Annotated in this window: 14 protein-coding genes; 10 read left to right on the plus strand and 4 right to left on the minus strand. The window is 58.5% G+C overall.

What is annotated here, in order from left to right:
• Positions 1-65: 65 nt before the first annotated feature.
• Entirely contained in the window at positions 66-857 is a 792-nt protein-coding gene (locus tag AC1ENN_RS04090) for a CPBP family intramembrane glutamic endopeptidase (RefSeq protein ID WP_480406732.1), read from the minus strand.
• Positions 858-1230: 373 nt separating this feature from the next.
• On the opposite strand from AC1ENN_RS04090, the gene AC1ENN_RS04095 reads away from it, so the two are divergent.
• The 7 genes from AC1ENN_RS04095 (at position 1231) to AC1ENN_RS04125 (ending at position 11237) form a co-directional block, all read left to right on the plus strand.
• On the plus strand, positions 1231-2838 hold the full coding sequence (locus AC1ENN_RS04095) for a peptide ABC transporter substrate-binding protein (protein WP_480406733.1): 1608 nt from the start codon (positions 1231-1233) through the stop codon (positions 2836-2838).
• Positions 2839-2976: 138 nt separating this feature from the next.
• A complete protein-coding gene (locus AC1ENN_RS04100; RefSeq protein WP_449648648.1) occupies positions 2977-3906 on the plus strand; it encodes an ABC transporter permease in 930 nt (309 codons plus the stop codon).
• Positions 3896-4855: an ABC transporter permease gene (locus tag AC1ENN_RS04105; RefSeq protein WP_449648647.1), complete on the plus strand. Its 960-nt coding sequence runs from the start codon at positions 3896-3898 to the stop codon at positions 4853-4855. The genes AC1ENN_RS04100 and AC1ENN_RS04105 overlap by 11 nt, the downstream gene beginning before the upstream one ends.
• A complete protein-coding gene (locus tag AC1ENN_RS04110) occupies positions 4852-6603 on the plus strand; it encodes a dipeptide ABC transporter ATP-binding protein (RefSeq protein WP_480406734.1) in 1752 nt (583 codons plus the stop codon). The genes AC1ENN_RS04105 and AC1ENN_RS04110 overlap by 4 nt, the downstream gene beginning before the upstream one ends.
• 103 nt (positions 6604-6706) lie before the next feature.
• A complete protein-coding gene (locus AC1ENN_RS04115; protein WP_449648645.1) occupies positions 6707-8509 on the plus strand; it encodes an ABC transporter family substrate-binding protein in 1803 nt (600 codons plus the stop codon).
• Between the two features lie 204 nt (positions 8510-8713).
• Entirely contained in the window at positions 8714-10621 is a 1908-nt protein-coding gene (gene typA, locus AC1ENN_RS04120; protein WP_449648644.1) for a translational GTPase TypA, read from the plus strand.
• A gap of 163 nt (positions 10622-10784) precedes the next feature.
• Positions 10785-11237, plus strand: a complete 453-nt coding sequence (locus tag AC1ENN_RS04125) for a hypothetical protein (protein WP_449648643.1) — start codon at positions 10785-10787, stop codon at positions 11235-11237.
• A 160-nt stretch (positions 11238-11397) separates the two neighbouring features.
• Here AC1ENN_RS04125 and efeB read toward each other — a convergent pair whose 3' ends face one another.
• From efeB to efeU, 3 genes are read right to left on the minus strand one after another with little or no spacing between them, the layout of a single operon-like run.
• Positions 11398-12663 (minus strand): iron uptake transporter deferrochelatase/peroxidase subunit, encoded by a 1266-nt coding sequence (gene efeB / locus AC1ENN_RS04130; protein WP_449648642.1) that lies wholly within the window; start codon positions 12661-12663, stop codon positions 11398-11400.
• Between the two features lie 29 nt (positions 12664-12692).
• Positions 12693-13865: an iron uptake system protein EfeO gene (gene efeO / locus AC1ENN_RS04135; RefSeq protein WP_480406735.1), complete on the minus strand. Its 1173-nt coding sequence runs from the start codon at positions 13863-13865 to the stop codon at positions 12693-12695.
• Positions 13865-14722 carry an iron uptake transporter permease EfeU gene (efeU, locus tag AC1ENN_RS04140; RefSeq protein ID WP_449648640.1) on the minus strand — a complete coding sequence of 286 codons (858 nt, stop codon included), beginning with the start codon at positions 14720-14722 and terminating at the stop codon, positions 13865-13867. Before efeU ends, efeO begins: the two co-directional genes overlap by 1 nt.
• A gap of 115 nt (positions 14723-14837) precedes the next feature.
• Between efeU and AC1ENN_RS04145 the strand changes: the two genes are divergently transcribed.
• From AC1ENN_RS04145 to dapC, 3 genes are read left to right on the plus strand one after another with little or no spacing between them, the layout of a single operon-like run.
• Positions 14838-15839: a PIG-L family deacetylase gene (locus tag AC1ENN_RS04145; RefSeq protein ID WP_480406736.1), complete on the plus strand. Its 1002-nt coding sequence runs from the start codon at positions 14838-14840 to the stop codon at positions 15837-15839.
• Positions 15836-16171 (plus strand): ferredoxin, encoded by a 336-nt coding sequence (fdxA, locus tag AC1ENN_RS04150; protein ID WP_449648638.1) that lies wholly within the window; start codon positions 15836-15838, stop codon positions 16169-16171. Before AC1ENN_RS04145 ends, fdxA begins: the two co-directional genes overlap by 4 nt.
• Positions 16171-17277 carry a succinyldiaminopimelate transaminase gene (dapC, locus tag AC1ENN_RS04155; RefSeq protein ID WP_480406737.1) on the plus strand — a complete coding sequence of 369 codons (1107 nt, stop codon included), beginning with the start codon at positions 16171-16173 and terminating at the stop codon, positions 17275-17277. Before fdxA ends, dapC begins: the two co-directional genes overlap by 1 nt.
• Positions 17278-17351: the final 74 nt, after the last annotated feature.

Raw genomic sequence — 17351 nt, forward strand, 5'->3', positions numbered from 1 at the left:
CGCTCCATGCCGATCGAAAGGTACCTGCAATGGTTGGAGGTTGGCTGGCGTGAACCTGAGGGGCGCTAGTTGGCTGAATCGCTTGATCCGAAGAAGTTGGGGAAGGTGCCGACCGCCCAGCCATAGCCTACGAAAATCACGGCGTCGATCAGCGTATGCGCGATGACGAGTGGAAGCACTCGGTGGTAGCGCGAGTAGAGCCAACCGAAAAGCAGGCCCATCGCGACGTTTCCCACGAACGCGCCGACGCCCTGATAGAGGTGATAGGTGCCTCGAAGTAGGGATGTCGAGATGATGATTTGCGAGCGACTCCAGCCCACATCTGTGAGCCTCGCAAACAGGTATCCGATCACGATAATTTCTTCGGTGATGCCAGCGCGGAGTGCTGAGAGTAAGAGCACAGGCACTGTCCACCAGTGCTGCAGGAGTGCTGCTGGATCCACATCGACTGTGATGCTGAGACTTCGACCCACAAAGTAGAGTGCAATGCCCGGAATACCAATGACCAGGGCAAGCACAAAACCGCTGAGGCCATCGCGAACAGGACGGGTAAAGTCCACTCCCAATCGAGACAATCTCGGTTTGGTTGCGCTCCACAGCAGAAAGGCTACGAGGGCGACAGGTGCGAGGTCGAAAGTTATCCCCAGTAGCTGGTAAATCAGATCAAAATTGGGGCGCTCGCTCAGCGACCTGTTGAGCGTCGCTGTTTGTTCCGAAAGCGGTACGGCGCGGGTGAGTCTGTCGCTGATCGATACAACAGAGTAGATAGCGGATGCCCCAAGGGAGAGCGCGAGCACAAGTGAGATCTCCGCCCAGAGCTTGCCTCGCGATTGTGCGAGAGGCGACGACGCCGTCATTCGGGGTCGCGCGTGGCGCAGGCAGGGGTTGCCATCGTGGAGCGATGACGACCGCTAAATAGGCTTTCTGCGTCGAGGATGAGCTCGTCTCGTGATCGCTCGCTAGTAGTGCAGGAGGCCGCCATGGATCGATGTTAACTCACGATGCTGTGCGCCAGTCACCGAGCGTTTGCGCACTATTTCACTGTCCGCTGCGGTTTGTGCGCGAAAATACTGCAACCTCCGCACATAATCATCACGGGCGTTACCGGTGTGTAACGTTTGGCTCTACAGTTTTGAATGGGGCAATACCCCGTTTAGGGTGTGAACTATCAAGCGCGGTGCGGCGCCACAAATTCCGTGCCGTTAGCAAAATTCTGCACAGGAGGAAACTTTGAAAAGATCACGCATAGGCTTCAGCGCCGTCGCGCTGCTGTCAGCCTCGGCACTAGTTCTTGCGGGGTGCTCGGCAAGCGAGGAGCCCGCAGAGGGCGACAGCGCCGCGATCATCACCACAAACGGTAGTGAGCCACAGCAGTCGCTCATTCCGACAAACACCACCGAGACCGGTGGCGGCAAGGTCATCACTTCGATCTTCGCTGGTCTCGTTTCGTACACCGCTGACGGCGATGTAGTGAATGAAGTTGCGAAGTCAATTGAGTCCGAAGATGGACAAAACTGGACCGTAACGCTCAACGATGGCTGGACCTTCACCAACGGTGAGCCGGTCACAGCTGACTCGTTCGTCAAGGCATGGTCCTACGGCGCACTGCTCGACAACGCACAGAGCTCGTCATACTTCTTCGACAACATCGAGGGCTTCAGCTATGACGAGAACTCAGAGCTGACTGGCCTCGACGTCGTTAGCGACACCGAGTTCACTGTTGCACTGATCAACCCAGAGGCTGACTTCCCGCTGCGTCTCGGCTACTCGGCATTCATGCCGCTGCCAGAATCCGCATGGGATGACCTCGACGCCTTCGGTGAGAACCCCGTCGGCAACGGTCCCTACATGATCGCCGAAGACGGATGGCAGCACGACGTCAAGATCGACCTCGTGACGAACCCTGACTATGACGGTGTTCGCAAGCCGGCCAACGGTGGCGTGTCGATCATCTTCTACACGAGCCAGGACGCTGCCTATGCTGACGCTCTGAGTGGCAACCTCGATATCCTCGATGCTGTCCCAGACTCCGCATTCGAAACCTACGAGTCGGACTTCCCGGGTCGTTCGGTAAACCAGCCTGCTGCGATCTTCCAGGCATTCAACATGCCGTACTACCTCGAGCACTGGTCGGGCGACGAGGGCAAGCTGCGTCGTGCAGCTATCTCGATGTCGATCGACCGCGCAGAGATCACGGATGTCATCTTCCAGGGCACCCGCACTCCCGCGACTGACTTCACCTCGCCGGTAATCGCCGGTCACTCTGACAACCTTGCGGGAGCTGAAGTTCTTGACTTCAACCCAGAAGAAGCTGTCAAGCTGTGGGCTGAAGCCGACGCGATCTCGCCTTATGGTGACACCGTGTTCGACCTGGCATACAACGCCGATGGTGGACACCAGGCATGGGTTGACGCTGTAGCAAACAGCATTAGCAACACGCTCGGCATCGAGGCTGTTGGTAAGGCATACCCCACATTCAAGGACGCGCTCAACGACCGTGACGCTAACGCGCTCACCGGTGGAACCCGTGCTGGATGGCAAGCTGACTACCCGTCGCTGTACAACTTCCTCGGCCCGCTCTACGTTGATGGCGCTGGCTCGAACAAGGAAGGCTACTCGAGCCCCGAGTTCGAGAAGGTCCTCGCAGAGGGCGCAAGCGCATCGTCGGTAGAAGAAGCAACGGCGAAGTACCAGGAAGCTCAGGAAATCCTCCTGGTCGACCTTCCTTCGATCCCGCTGTGGTACTCGAACGTTACCGGTGTCTACTCAGACTCCGTTGACAATGTTGTATTCGGTTGGGACTCTGTCCCGCTGTACGACGAGGTAACCAAGGGCTAATTAGCTCCTAGTTTTACCCAGTTTCCATACTCAATGTGTGATGCCCGGGGCTATCTTCAGCCCCGGGCATTACACTGAGTACCTTCATTCAGCGATTGTGATTCCTATGTTTATCCGTCCCATCGAGGGAACTATCTGATGCTTTGGTACGCAGGCAAGCGTTTCCTCCAGATGATTCCGGTGTTTTTCGGCGCAACCTTCTTGATCTATTTCATGGTTTTCGCGGTGCCAGGCGACCCCATCGCCGCACTTTACGGTGATCATCCACCAGCTCCCGGGGTTATCGAAGCTATTCGAGCTGAGTACAACCTCGACAAGCCTTTCCTCGTGCAGTACCTCCTCTACATCGGTGGACTGTTCCAGGGTGACTTCGGAACAACCTTCTCTGGTCGGCCTGTCGCTGACGTCATGACTCAGGCGTTCCCGATCACCGCTCGACTCGCACTGCTCGCTCTCGTCTTCGAAGCCTTCTTCGGCATCATCGTTGGACTCGTAGCTGGGCTCCGCAAGGGAAAGCTGTTCGACGCTTCCGCTCTCGTTATCAGCCTGCTGCTGATCTCAGTGCCGACCTTCGTCGTTGGTTTTGTGCTCCAACTTGTATTCGGCATCCAACTCGGTTGGGCTCGAACGACAGTGAGCGGCGACGCTCCCTGGGGCGAATTGATTCTGCCGGCCATCGTGTTGGCGTCGGTTTCGTTCGCGTACATCGTGCGATTGACCCGTGCAAGCGTGGCAGACAACCTCGGTGCTGACTTTGTGCGCACCGCTACAGCAAAGGGACTATCTCGACGTCGAGTGGTTACCGTGCACGTACTGCGCAACTCACTCGTTCCGGTTGTTACCTACCTGGGTGTCGATATCGGATCGCTCATGGTTGGTGCGATCGTCACCGAGGGAATCTTCAACATCAACGGTGTCGGTGGAACCGTCTACCGGGCAATCACGTTGGGAGAAGGCCCAACGGTCGTCTCGTTCGTCGCGGTGATGGTCATCATCTTCGTGCTCGCCAACCTGCTCGTAGACCTGCTCTACGCCGCGCTCGACCCAAGGATTCGTTATGCCAAGTAATAACACTGGCCGGTATCGTCCTGGCCAAGAACACTACATCGCGTCGCTCGCAGACACTCCGGTTGCTGAGATCGATCAGGTCGATGAATCAGGAAAGGCGCGCAGCACATGGACTGACGCCTGGGAGTCGATGCGTCGTCGTCCGATGTTCTGGATCTCTTCAGTGCTCATCCTCGTCATTGTGGTTGTCGCTGCTTTCCCGAGCCTCTTTGTCACATATAGCCCAACAGAGTGCTACTTGAAGTTCAGCAACGGCGATCCCCAAGCCGGGCATCCATTCGGCTTCACACGCCAAGGCTGCGACGTCTACTCGCGAATCATTTTCGGAACCCAAGCATCTGTAACGATTGGTCTTCTCACGACGATCATGGTCACGTTATTTGGCGGAATCATCGGAGCCCTCGCGGGTTTTTATGGCGGAATTCTTGACTCGTTCGTTTCGCGTATCGGCGACATCTTCTTCGCCATTCCGACCGTTCTTGGTGCAATCGTCGTTATCTCGGTCATCCCCGTGCGGGATGCGGTGAGCGTTTCGTTCGTTCTCGCTCTCTTCGCCTGGCCGCAGATCGCGCGAATCATGCGTGGTTCAGTGCTCTCGGCTCGCAACTCCGACTACGTGACAGCATCTGCTGCGCTCGGTGTCTCGCGTTTCACGACACTTGTTCGCCACGTCATTCCGAACGCCATCGCGCCGGTCATCGTTATCGCAACGGTGTCGCTCGGTATCTTCATCGTCGCTGAGGCGACTCTGGGATTCCTTGGCATTGGTCTCCCGGGAACGGTCATGTCCTGGGGTAACGACATTAACCAGGCGCGTGTCACTGTTCGTACTCACCCGCAGACCCTGTTGCTGCCTTCGGCTGCGCTGTCAATTACAGTGCTCGCCTTCTTGATGTTCGGCGACGTAGTTCGCGATGCCCTTGACCCGGAAGCGAGAGCACGCCGATGACTAATCCAGAAACAGTTCCCGTGACCTCAGGGTCCTCAAACGAAGAGACCCCGCTTCTCAAAATTCGGGGCCTCGAAGTTGGTTTCGAAACGCAGCGCGGCATTGTTCAGGCAGTGCGCGGTATCGACCTCACTCTGTATCAGGGACAGTCGCTCGCCATCGTTGGTGAGTCCGGTTCCGGAAAATCCACCACTGCGCAAGCAGTGATCGGGCTGCTTCCCGGCACAGGCAAGGTGCTTGGCGGCTCGATTGAATTCGAAGGCAACGACCTCACAAAATTCTCGGATGATCAATTTTCCGAGGTTCGCGGAAGCCAAATCGGTTATGTACCTCAAGACCCGATGTCGAACTTGAACCCGGTGTGGAGCATCGGATTTCAGGTAGAAGAAGCCATCAAGGCCAACGGAATCGCGCAGGGTAAAGCTGCACGGGCTCGCACCATTGAAGTACTGAAAGAGGCAGGGCTCAGCGATGCTGGCGAACGCCTCAAGCAGTTTCCGCACCAGTTCTCGGGCGGAATGCGTCAGCGCGTACTCATTGGTATCGGCCTCTCGGCACGTCCGAAGTTGCTGATCGCCGACGAACCAACCTCAGCGCTCGACGTCACAGTGCAACGTCAGATTCTTGACCACCTGCAGACGCTCACGCGTGACTACGGCACCTCGGTGCTGTTCATCACCCACGATCTCGGCCTCGCCGCGGAACGTGCAGAGCAGCTAGTCGTGATGTACAAGGGCGAGGTTGTCGAGTCGGGTCCGTCTCGCGAGATTCTCGAGAACCCCCAGCATCCGTACACTCAGCGTCTCGTTGCTGCAGCTCCGAGCCTCGCGTCGCGTCGCATCCAATCAATCAAGTCGCACACAAGCTCCGAAAACGATATCCACATCTTCGGGCAGGGCTCGCTCGATGATGCGCTTATCGCGCGTGCGGCAAGCCGCGAAGCAGGCGCAAGCACTGACCTCATCAAGGTCAACAACATCACCAAGGTCTACGAGATCCGCAAACAGGGATTCCGCAAAGACAAGTTGCTTGCGGTGAATGACATCTCGTTCGGTGTCAAAAAGGGAACGACAACCGCCCTCGTTGGCGAATCGGGCTCTGGCAAGTCGACTGTCGCCAAACTGATTCTGCAATTGGAATCCCTCACGAGCGGAAGCATCGAGTTTGACGGGGTTGACCTGGCCGGAATCAAGGGGCAAGAGCTCCTGAACTTCCGACGCCGAGTGCAACCTGTGTTCCAGGATCCCTACGGCTCCCTTGACCCGCAATACAGCGTCGGAAACACGATCGCTGAACCTTTGCTGGCGCACAGCATGGGCACTCCGAAGGAGCGCTTCAACCGTGTGAGCGAACTTCTCGATCAGGTGTCACTGCCTCAGGCGACTCGCCACCGTTATCCCGGTGAGCTCTCCGGTGGCCAGCGCCAACGCGTCGCCATTGCGCGCGCTCTTGCGCTCAAGCCCGATGTGCTCGTACTTGACGAAGCAGTATCGGCCCTTGACGTGTTGGTCCAAGGTCAAGTGCTGAACCTGCTCACCGAGTTGCAGACCGAGCTCGACCTCACCTACCTGTTCATTACCCACGACCTCGCGGTTGTGCGGTTGGTGGCTGACAACGTGTGTGTAATGCAGGGTGGCCGCATTGTTGAAGCGGCAACCACAGACGAGGTATTCGAGAATTCGACCAACCCGTACACGCAGGAGCTGCTTGAGGCGATCCCCGGCGCCAACATCAAGCTGGGCGCCTAGTTTCATGAGGGGAGAAGGGCCGTTCCACTAGGGGCGGCCCTTCTCGCTTAGAATCGACGCAAGCGTGCCACCGTGCATCGCGTGATCGTATGCAGGAGGATTAGTGAGCGCCACACGAATCATGGCGGCCATTGCGGTTGCCGCCAGTGCAGCGCTAGTGCTCACCGGTTGCATCCCGCAGAAGTCCACAACGATTGACGGTTCAGAACTCACCGTCGCCGTTTCCCAGCCCTACACATCGGCAAACCCGGTCACCTCCTTTGGTGCTGGCGAAACCAACGCCAATATTGCCTATGCGACCGGCACCGGATTCAACTACTTCACCGACGAATCCGAACTGGTTCGCGACGAGTCTTTTGGGCACTACGAGAAAGTGTCGGATGACCCGCTTGCGGTGACCTACACAGTGTCTGACGGTGTGCGGTGGTCAGATGGAACAGCCGTTGATGCGGTGGACCTCCTCCTGGAATGGGCGGCTACATCCGGAGCTCTCAACACTCCGGACGCCGACCCGGCAGAAACCGTTGATCCTGAAACCGGCGCTCCTCGTGATCGTGCGGATGACCGTGTCCTGTTCGATGCTGGGGCACTACGCAATAGCGGTATCGATCTCGTCACCGAACTTCCTCAGATTAGTGATGATCGCATGTCGCTCACTCTGGTCTTCGATGAGCCGTTCGCTGATTGGCAGACCGCATTCTTCGGTGCCGGTTCTGCGGCAAAGCCCGCGCATGTCGTGGGAATGATGTCATTCGCGAATGACGACGCGATCACGGCCAAGGAGCGGGTCTATGCGGCGATTACGGCGGATGACACCACTGATCTTGCCCAGATTGCCCGCACCTGGAATACGGTCTTCAATTTTCAAGGGATGCCGGCAAACTCAAGTCTGGTTGTATCGAATGGGCCGTATGTCGTTTCTGACCTCGTAGCGAACCAGTATGTGACCTTGCGTGCCAACGAAAACTACAGCGGAGACCGCCAGCCCACCTTCCAAGAGATCACCGTGCGGTTCATGGCTGACCCGCTTGCGCAGGCTCAAGCACTGCTCGTCGGCTCGGTGCACATAGCGGTTCCCACGATGGGGTCCGAGGTTCGCGATGCGCTCGAAACCATGGATGCCACCGTCATCGATGGCACGACCGACAGTTTCGAACACCTCGATCTCCAATTTGGTGAATCTAAAAACGGCACCTTTGACGACCCCGCGGTTCGTGAAGCCTTCCTCTTGACGGTTCCTCGCAAGGAATTGGCCGCTGCCGCCCTTGCTGATGTTCAGCCACGGCCAACACTCCGTGATTCTTTTCTCTTCGCTCCCCATGATCCCGATTACCGAAGCGTGACCTCGAGCAATGGTTCGGACCTCTTCGCGGAAGTTGACATCACTCTGGCTAAGGAACTTTTGGCTGAAGCAGGCGTAACCAAGCCAGCTGTGTGCGTTCTTTATGCTGCTGAGGACCCCATGCGTCTCATCGAGTTCGAACTGATCAAGGAATCTGCGGCGGCTGCGGGATTCGTTGTGAGCGATTGCTCGGCAGAAGACTGGCGCGCGACGCTCGGAACGCCGGAAGCCTACGACGCGGCGCTCTTCAGCTGGCAGGCGGAGCAACCGGGGGTTGGAGTCGCTCCAGCGGTGTTCGCAACCGATGGTTACGCGAATCTCAACTACTTCTCAGACTCGAGAGTTGACTCGCTCCTTCGGGAAGCAAATTCGGTGACTCTCGATGCAGCCGATCGAACGGATTCTTTGGCGAAGGCAGATGCCGAACTCTGGAAAAACAGCTACGGAATGCCGCTGTTCCAGTATCCCGTGACAGCGGCATACGACCAAGATCGAGTTTCCGAAGTATCGCTTTCATCGTTGAGCCCTGGCATCTGGTGGAACGTCTGGGACTGGAAACCGTAGTACTTGCATTGCGCTTGGAGCGCAGTCGGCGATAATTCTTGCTAAACAGGGTAAACTGATCGAGCAGGATACTCTGAACGATCTTCTGCGCCCTCCCATGATCTTTACCCGGTGGCATTTGGCCGCCGATCTGCTGCCGAAATTTTCTGCGCAGCGTCTGCGGTGAGAGACCGCAAAGCCTCCAATGAATTAAGGAATATTGCTATGGCTATGGCCACTCGCAGCGACTTGCGCAACGTAGCAATCGTTGCCCACGTTGACCACGGAAAGACCACCCTCGTTGACGCGATGCTTCGCCAGACGAACTCGTTCGAGGCGCACGCGCACCTCGAAGAGCGCGCCATGGACTCGAACGAGCTCGAGCGCGAAAAGGGCATCACGATTCTCGCGAAGAACACTGCGATTTCGTACAACGGCAAGTACGCCACCGATAGCCCCATCACGATCAACGTGATTGACACCCCCGGCCACGCCGACTTCGGTGGCGAGGTTGAGCGCGGACTGAGCATGGTTGACGGCGTAGTTCTGCTCGTCGACGCCAGTGAGGGCCCGCTTCCGCAGACCCGCTTCGTGCTGCGTAAGGCGCTTGAAGCCAAGCTTCCCGTCATTCTTTTGGTCAACAAGACTGACCGCCCAGACGCGCGAATCGACGAAGTTGTTGCCGAAAGCCAGGACCTCCTTTTGGGCCTCGCAAGCGACATGGCAGATGACGTTCCCGACCTCGACCTCGACGCTATCCTCGACGTCCCGATCGTTTACGCTTCGGGCCGCGCTGGTGCCGCTAGCTGGAACAAGCCCGAGAACGGCTCGTTGCCAGACAACGACGACCTCGAGCCCCTGTTCGATGCAATCCTCAGGCACGTTCCCGCGCCGTCATACGACGATGAGCACCCCCTTCAGGCGTGGGTTACCAACCTCGACTCCTCACCGTTCCTCGGTCGCCTCGCCTTGCTGCGTGTCTTCAACGGAACGATCAAAAAGGGCCAGACGGTCGCTTGGGTCAAGCACGACGGAAGCGTCGCCAACGTGCGCGTAACCGAGCTCATGATCACCAAGGCTCTCGACCGTTACCCTGCCGAGAGCGCTGGCCCCGGTGACATCGTCGCTGTTGCCGGCTTCGAAGACATCTTCATCGGTGAGACCCTGTGTGACCCCAACGATGTTCGCCCGCTTCCGACCATCACGGTCGACGAGCCCGCGATCTCGATGACTATTGGTACAAACACCTCGCCGGTTATCGGCAAGGTCAAGGGCCACAAGCTCACCGCTCGCATGGTCAAGGACCGTCTCGACCGCGAGCTCGTCGGTAACGTTTCGCTCAAGCTCGTCGACATCGGTCGCCCGGATGCTTGGGAAGTCCAGGGTCGTGGAGAGCTCGCTCTCGCTATCCTCGTCGAGCAGATGCGTCGTGAAGGCTTCGAGCTGACTGTCGGCAAGCCGCAGGTAGTTATCAAGAAGATTGACGGCAAGGTTCACGAGCCATTCGAGCACCTCACGATCGATGCGCCGGAAGAATACCTCGGCGCAATCACTCAGCTTCTTGCCGCTCGTAAGGGCCGCATGGAAGGCATGAGCAACCACGGCACCGGCTGGGTTCGCATGGAATTCATCGTTCCTTCGCGTGGACTCATCGGATTCCGCACCGAGTTCTTGACCATCACGCGTGGTGCCGGTATCGCCAACGCTGTGTCTCACGGCTACGAGCAGTGGGCAGGCGAAATCCTCACCCGCGTCAACGGTTCAATCGTTGCCGACCGTGCCGGTGTTGCTACCCCATTCGCGATGGTTGCCCTTCAAGAGCGCATGTCGTTCTTCGTAGAGCCGACTCAAGAGGTCTATGAAGGAATGGTTGTCGGCGAGAACTCACGCGCTGACGACATGGACGTCAACATCACCAAGGAAAAGCAGCTCACCAACATGCGCCAGTCGACCTCGGACTCGTTCGAGCGTATGACACCGTCGCGCAAGCTGACGTTGGAAGAGTGCCTCGAATTCGCCCGCGAAGACGAGTGTGTCGAGGTTACGCCCGAGTTCGTCCGCATCCGCAAGGTCGAGCTCGACAGCAACGCTCGCGCACGCAGCACTTCGCGTCTCAAGAAGCAGAACGCCTAACCCCTTACCTCAGGAGCTAGCGAGGAATCGTTAGCCTTGCGGGAGTACGATGCAGCTACGGTCATCAGGCCGTGGCTGCATTGTTCGTTAACCCGAGCGACAGCCATGGCGCGTATTGTCCGTCCTGAACATCAGCCCCGTCACGAACAGCAGGAGAGTAGTCATGATTAGCCCGAAACGACGCATCAGTGCATCCATTGCCGTAGTTCTTGCCTTGGGCGTGACCCCGGCACTCTCGGGCTGTTTCGGCAACCCTATTGAGAACATCGTCGAGCAGGCAACGGGCGGGCAGGTCGACTTGGGCGGCAAAGAGATCCCCGAGGGTTTCCCCAGCGAGGTTCCTGTCGTCTCCGGTGACGTGCAGTTTGGAATCGCAGCGGGAGAGGGCGACCAACGCGGTTATAACGTCACGATCTTGGCCGGGCAGGAATCACCCCTCGACGGTATCGAGACGGCGCTGAAGGATGCTGGCTTCGAGCTTCAGCTGCAGGGCGCCGACTCCGACGGTGAAGGCACCGTCATCTTCACGAGTGACACCTGGGTAGGTGGCGTGATCGTCGCCAAAACCGATGACGGCTACACCGCTAACTACACCGTGGCGCCCGCAAGCGAATAGTCTGCTCAACGCCGCAGTACCGTTCAGCTGGGAGATCCACGCCTGACGGGGGCGATCGACGCTTCGCGTGGGCGATCGACGCTTCGCGTGGGCGATCGACGCTTCGCGTGGGCGATCGACGCGTCACGCAGGCGATCGACGGCCGCCGACGACCCGTGAACTAGGCCAAGTCGAACATTCCGGCGCCGACAAAGCTGGACGCTGTAGTGCCCGGAGGCACGGCGAAGATAGCCGAACCCACATATCGCACGTACTCGTTCATGAGGTCGTTGCGGGAAAGTGCGAGCTGGATAGGCACAAATTGTGTGCCGGGGTCCCGCTGGAAGCTGATGAAGAATAGGCCGGCATTGAGACGACCGAGGTCATCGTTTCCATCCACGAAGTTATAGCCGCGACGCAGAATCTGCGCACCACCATGGCTCTCGGGATGCGCCAACTTCACGTGAGAATTTTCATCGATGAGAGGCGCGTCATCGCGACCAGTCTGGCTGAAGTCGGGGTCAGTGAACTCGCTACCGCCACTCAACGGGGCGCCTTCGCCCTTCGTGCGCCCGAAGATTGTTTCTTGTTCCCGAAGCGAAGTGCGGTCCCAAGTTTCGACGGTCATGCGAATCTTGCGGCTCACGAGATATGAGCCTCCGGCCATCCACGAGCTGCCATCGCTGGCAGCGGCCCACACATGCTTTTCGACACCTGCAGTGTCTTCGGCGCGCAAGTTGGCAGTGCCGTCTTTGAAACCGAAAAGATTGCGAGGTGTCTTCTGAGCTCGAGTCGTTGACGAGGTGCGCCCGAAGCCCAATTGCGACCAGCGAAGAGTAGCCCTACCGAAGGCAATACGAGAAAGATTGCGGATCGCGTGCACCGCCACCTGCGGATCGTCGCTGCACGCCTGAATACAGAGGTCGCCGCCGACTAGTTCGGGCTGCAGCGCGTCGCTAGGGAACTTAGGCAGGTCGATGAGCGCAGACGGACGCTTGTTTGCGAGTCCGAATCTGTCATCGAACAGGCTCGGGCCGAAACCAAAGGTGATCGTGAGGCCCCCGGGTGGGAGGTCGAGCGCTTCTCCCGTGTCATCCGGTGGGGCATCGTAGGGACCGCTGGCGGGGCCGTAGTCTCCCGCGCCATCACCCGCCGTCATTCGCGCTGCCGCGTAGCTCCAGTCGCGGAGCAACTCAATGAGCTCATCACGCGAGATCTCGTTGACATCGAACGCCGCAAAGTGGAGCCGGTCTTGTGCCGGAGTAGTGATTCCCGACTGGTTTTTACCGAAAAACGGGTAGGTTGACGCCACAGCGTTGCCGGTCGCGGTTGAATCGCCGCCGAGAGCGAATGTTCCACCGACGCCCAAGCCGGCGCCAATCACGCCGGCTCCGGCTAGCCCGAAGAGGCCGCGCCGCGAGAGGCCGGTGGTTTCATCTTTCGCCAGAGCTAATCTTTCGGGGTTGAGTCGTCTGCCTAGAGGACCAGTACCGCGGTGAGGCGGGAGAGAGGCTCTGCCAGAGCATTGACCTGATCAGAGAACGCGCGAATCTCAGTCGTCGATAGCTCAGTGTAAAGACGGAAGCCATCGCCGACTCGCTGCTCGTCGAGCAATGTCTGGAGCTGTTCGAACTCAGCGTCGAGAGTCTCAGCAAGTTCGGCATCCTTAACCATGAGGATGTCGCGAACGCCATCGTAAAGAATGCGGGCACCATCAATGTTGGCTTGGAAATCCCACAGGTCGGTGTGCGACCAGAACTCCTCTTCGCCTGTCACCTTGCCACTGGCAACCTCGTCGAGCAGTCCAATGGCACCGTTGGTTTGCTGGTCGAGCGTGAACTCGAGGCCCTGCACGTTGGCGTATAACGTGTTCGTGTCTTCCACGAGCTGCGAGGCAAGCGCTTCACGCTTCGACTGGTCGTATGCTTCGAAACCGGCTTCGGCATCCGCTGGCCAGAGATCTTTCTCGATTGCGTGCCAGCCAGTCCACTCTTGGCCGTCTTCGAGGTCTGCCTCACGGAGGTCCATACGGGGGTCGAGGTCGCCGAAGGACTCAGCGACAGTCTCGACGCGCTCCCAGAACACGCGGGTGGGGGCGTAAAGGGCGCGGGCGGTGTCGTCATCGCCAGCAATGTAAGCGTCAGCAAAATCTTCGGTGCCGACAACAAGGTTTTCGATCTGGTCTTTCACGTAACTCTTGTAGTTGGCGTTCGCCGCCTCAACCTGCTCGGCGATGTCCCCACTGAAGGAAAGGTCAGCGCCTGAATCAGTAACGGTGAATGCTGTCTTGCCGACACCCTCGCCGATCATTCCTGGTTTGCAGATCGTGAAGTAGTCACCGGGCTGAGCAAGCACGACGAGATCGCGGCTGATTCCGGGGCCAATGTTCTCTACCTCACCAACAATGCGTAAGCCGTCATCCGCGAGGAGATAGAACTCGGTGACCTGGTCGCCAGAGTTGGTCACAGAGAATACGAGGTTGCCGCTTGGCGCTTCATTTGCGCTCACGGTGCACTCAGTGGCGCTGCTGTCGACCGTAATGGTGTTGTCTGCGGCAGCGCCGGTGTTGTTGGCAACGCAGCCGGTAAGCGCGAGCGCAGCGACAGTGGCCGCCGCGAGTAATCCGAGGCGGGAGGGGCGGGTGGTCATCAGGCTCCTTGAGTGCTGAGGGATGCTGCGGGAGCGATGGGCTTATCTGAGCGCCCATGCCCGCGAACGGTGCGAATGAAGATTGTCATAACAGTTGCTACATAGCCGATCCACACTGCTGCTTCCAACCAGGTGGTGGCGGGAGAGAAGTTGAGGGTTCCCTTGAGGATCGTGCCGTACCAGCTGCTTGGCGGGATAATGGCACTGACGTCGAAGGCAAGGGCGTTGAGTCCTGGCAGCACGCCAGCTTCCTGCAGATCGTGAACGCCGTAGGCGAGAACGCCAGCGGCGACGACGATGAGAATGGCCCCAGTCCACGTGAAAAAGCGAGTGAGATTGATGCTCACTACGCCGCGGTAGATGAGGTAACCGAGCACGATCGAGGCAGCGATGCCCAGAGCGGCGCCGGTGAGGGGCAACGCTGTTGAACCGCTTGCCTGAACTGCGGCCCAAATGAACAATGCCGTCTCAATTCCTTCGCGACCGACTGCCAGAAACGCCACGAGAACGAGGCCCCAGCCAGCGCCGGTGAGGTGCGAGTCGACTTCGTTGCGGAGTTCGCGACCGAGACCGCGTGCGGCGCGCAGCATCCAGAAGATCATCCACGTGACAAAAGCAGTGGCGATGATGGAGAGGATGCCGCCGATAAGTTCTTGAGCTTGGAACGAAAGCCCGTAAGCGCCAAACGTCAGACTCGCGCCGAGTCCGAGAGAAATGACCACGGCTAGCCCAATGCCGAGCCAAATGCGGGGGAGGACGTCTCGTCGATCGATCTTGCGAACGTAGGCAATCAAGATGCCTACTACTAGTGCGGCTTCAAGGCCCTCACGGAGACCAATCAGAAAGTTAGCGAGCACTGGACTCTCTCGTAGAAATGAAATTTGGGCAGGTTGGTAAGCCTAACCTAAGCAACCGTATTCTGCCTACCTGTGCTTATTCTGTTCACTGCAAGCAACCAGTGGAGGTCAGGCCATGAAAGATCGAGCACAGCGGGTGCTGATTATTGCTGCGCGCCCCGAAGATGAGGCCAGAGTCTTCGGTGCCACCATTGCTTCTCTCGTTCAGCGCGGCACAGAACTCATCGTTCTTGCGTGCAGCAGTTCGCCGCAGTTAGACGAAGCCCACGCCGCCGCGCGCCAGATTTTGGGCATCACTTCGCACCACATCTTGCGAGAAGATGGCGGGCAGCAGTTCACCAGACTGTCCCCGCGCGACCTCGCTGCGGATCTGGCCGCAGCCATAACCTCGCTGAAGCCGGATGTCGTTGTTAGCTATGCCTCCTATGCCAGCGGCAGTGAGCATGAGTCGGATGCGCGGCTCGTGCGTGAGGCGACGGCGCTCGCAACTGAGCTCGCCGCGGTTCCCTTCTATACGGCATCCTCGGTGCCTGTTGATCGGGGCGTTGCTGTCTCGTCTGCCACTGCTATTGCGTTCAAGCGTCGTGCCATGGAGATTTACAGCACTGAGCCGCCCATCGGTGAGAGCGTTTCGACGCCTTCGGAGTACTTGCGACGTCTTCGTCGCCGGGAATTGGTGATCGGCGAGCGCAATCGTCTCGAACGCGTGATGCTCGCTATCGTTTCGACAGCTGTTGGCGCACTGGTCGGATTAGTGCTTACCGCTGTTCACCAGTCGACTATCACTCTGGCGGGGGTGCGGGTGCCGTGGGGGATCATTGCTGCGATTGCCCTCACGACGGCTCTCGTCTTGGGATTGCGCTTGATCTATGACACGAGAGTTGCGCCGGGTTTTGCTTCGCTTGGAGTGTTGTTGATGTCGGCAATTTTGGCGACAGCGATGCCGGGAGGATCAATGCTGATCCCCGGAAATGTCTCGGGTTATGTGTGGACCTTTGCCCCAGTCTTGATCGTTCTGGTGGTGGTGGGGTGGCCTCGGGTGAATCGTCAGGCTTCGGTGTCGAGCCGCGATAACATTGAGTTGAACTCTCCCGTGAAAGGTGCGGATATCTCTTGACGTACATCATCGCCCAGCCGTGTGTCGATCTGAAGGATCGCGCGTGTGTCGACGAATGCCCCGTCGATTGCATCTATGAGGGCGACCGCATGCTCTACATCCAGCCCGATGAGTGCGTCGATTGCGGTGCGTGTGAGCCCGTGTGTCCCGTTGAGGCCATCTATTACGAAGATGACGTGCCCGATAAGTGGGCAGATTATTACAAGGCCAACGTCGAGTTCTTCGATCTCCTTGATAACAGCTCGCCAGGTGGAGCTGCGAAGGTTGGCGTGATTCACAAAGATCACGCGCTTGTTGCTGCACTTCCTGAGGGTGGTGGATCCTCAGACTGATGGGGCGCACACCGTTAGCGTTGCCCGATTTTCCGTGGGATGCTCTAGTTCCCTACGGCACTATTGCGCGCACTCATCCTGACGGTTTCGTAGATCTTTCAGTTGGTTCTCCGGTAGACCCGACCCCGGCGATCATCCGCGAGTCGTTGGCTGCAGCAACGGATGCACACGCCTACCCCACAACGACCGGCACGGTGCAATTGCGCGAAGCAATTGTCGAATGGTTCGCCCGTCGCCGTGGTGTCACCGGGCTGACGGTTAACAATGTTCTGCCAACGGTTGGCTCCAAGGAGCTGGTGGCGCTGTTGCCACTGCTGCTGGGGCTGCGCAAAGGCGACACGGTCGTGCATCCCTCGGTCGCCTATCCGACGTATGCAATTGGCGCCGCGTTGGTCGGCGCGACCGCGTTGGCCTCAGACGATCCTGCAGAGTGGCCCGAAAACACCGCCCTCGTGTGGCTCAATAGCCCGGGTAACCCCGATGGTCGGGTAGCGGATGTCGCCCAGTTGCGGGCCGCGGTTGAGCGCGCCCGTGAGTTAGGGGCGGTGATTGCTTCAGACGAGTGCTACGCCGAGCTCAATTGGAAGGGTCACGACCCCACACCATCGATCCTTGACCCCGAGGTAATCGGCGACGATCGTTCGTCAGTGCTCGCCGTCTATTCGCTGAGCAAGCAGTCGAACCTCGCTGGCTATCGTGCCGCTTTTGTCGCCGGATGCTCGGCTCTCATTTCTGAAGTGCTTGCGGTGCGCAAGCACGCTGGGCTCATCGTGCCAGGGCCTGTTCAAGAGGCCATGGTTACTGCGCTGCGTGATGAAGCTCATGTCGCAGATCAACGCGAGCTGTATCGTGCGCGGCGAGCGAAGTTGCTGCCGGCGCTTGAGCGTGCCGGATTCCAGATTGATGACAGTGACGCCGGGCTCTACCTGTGGGCGACAAAGAATGAAGATTCGTGGCAGACAGTCGGAGATCTTGCTCAGTCAGGCATCCTTGTTGTTCCGGGATCGTTCTATGGCGAGTCCCCGGCACGGCATGTGCGGATTGCGCTGACGGCAAGCGATGACACGATTGCAGATGCGGTCGCGCGGCTCGAATTGCTGTCTTAAGTGCACTAAATCGCCAAGGCCTTGTCTTTGACCTCTAAAGCATGAGCGGTTTGCTTGGCTGGTGTGACACTGGC

The sequence above is a fragment of the Rhodoglobus sp. G.S.23 genome (assembly GCF_056675935.1).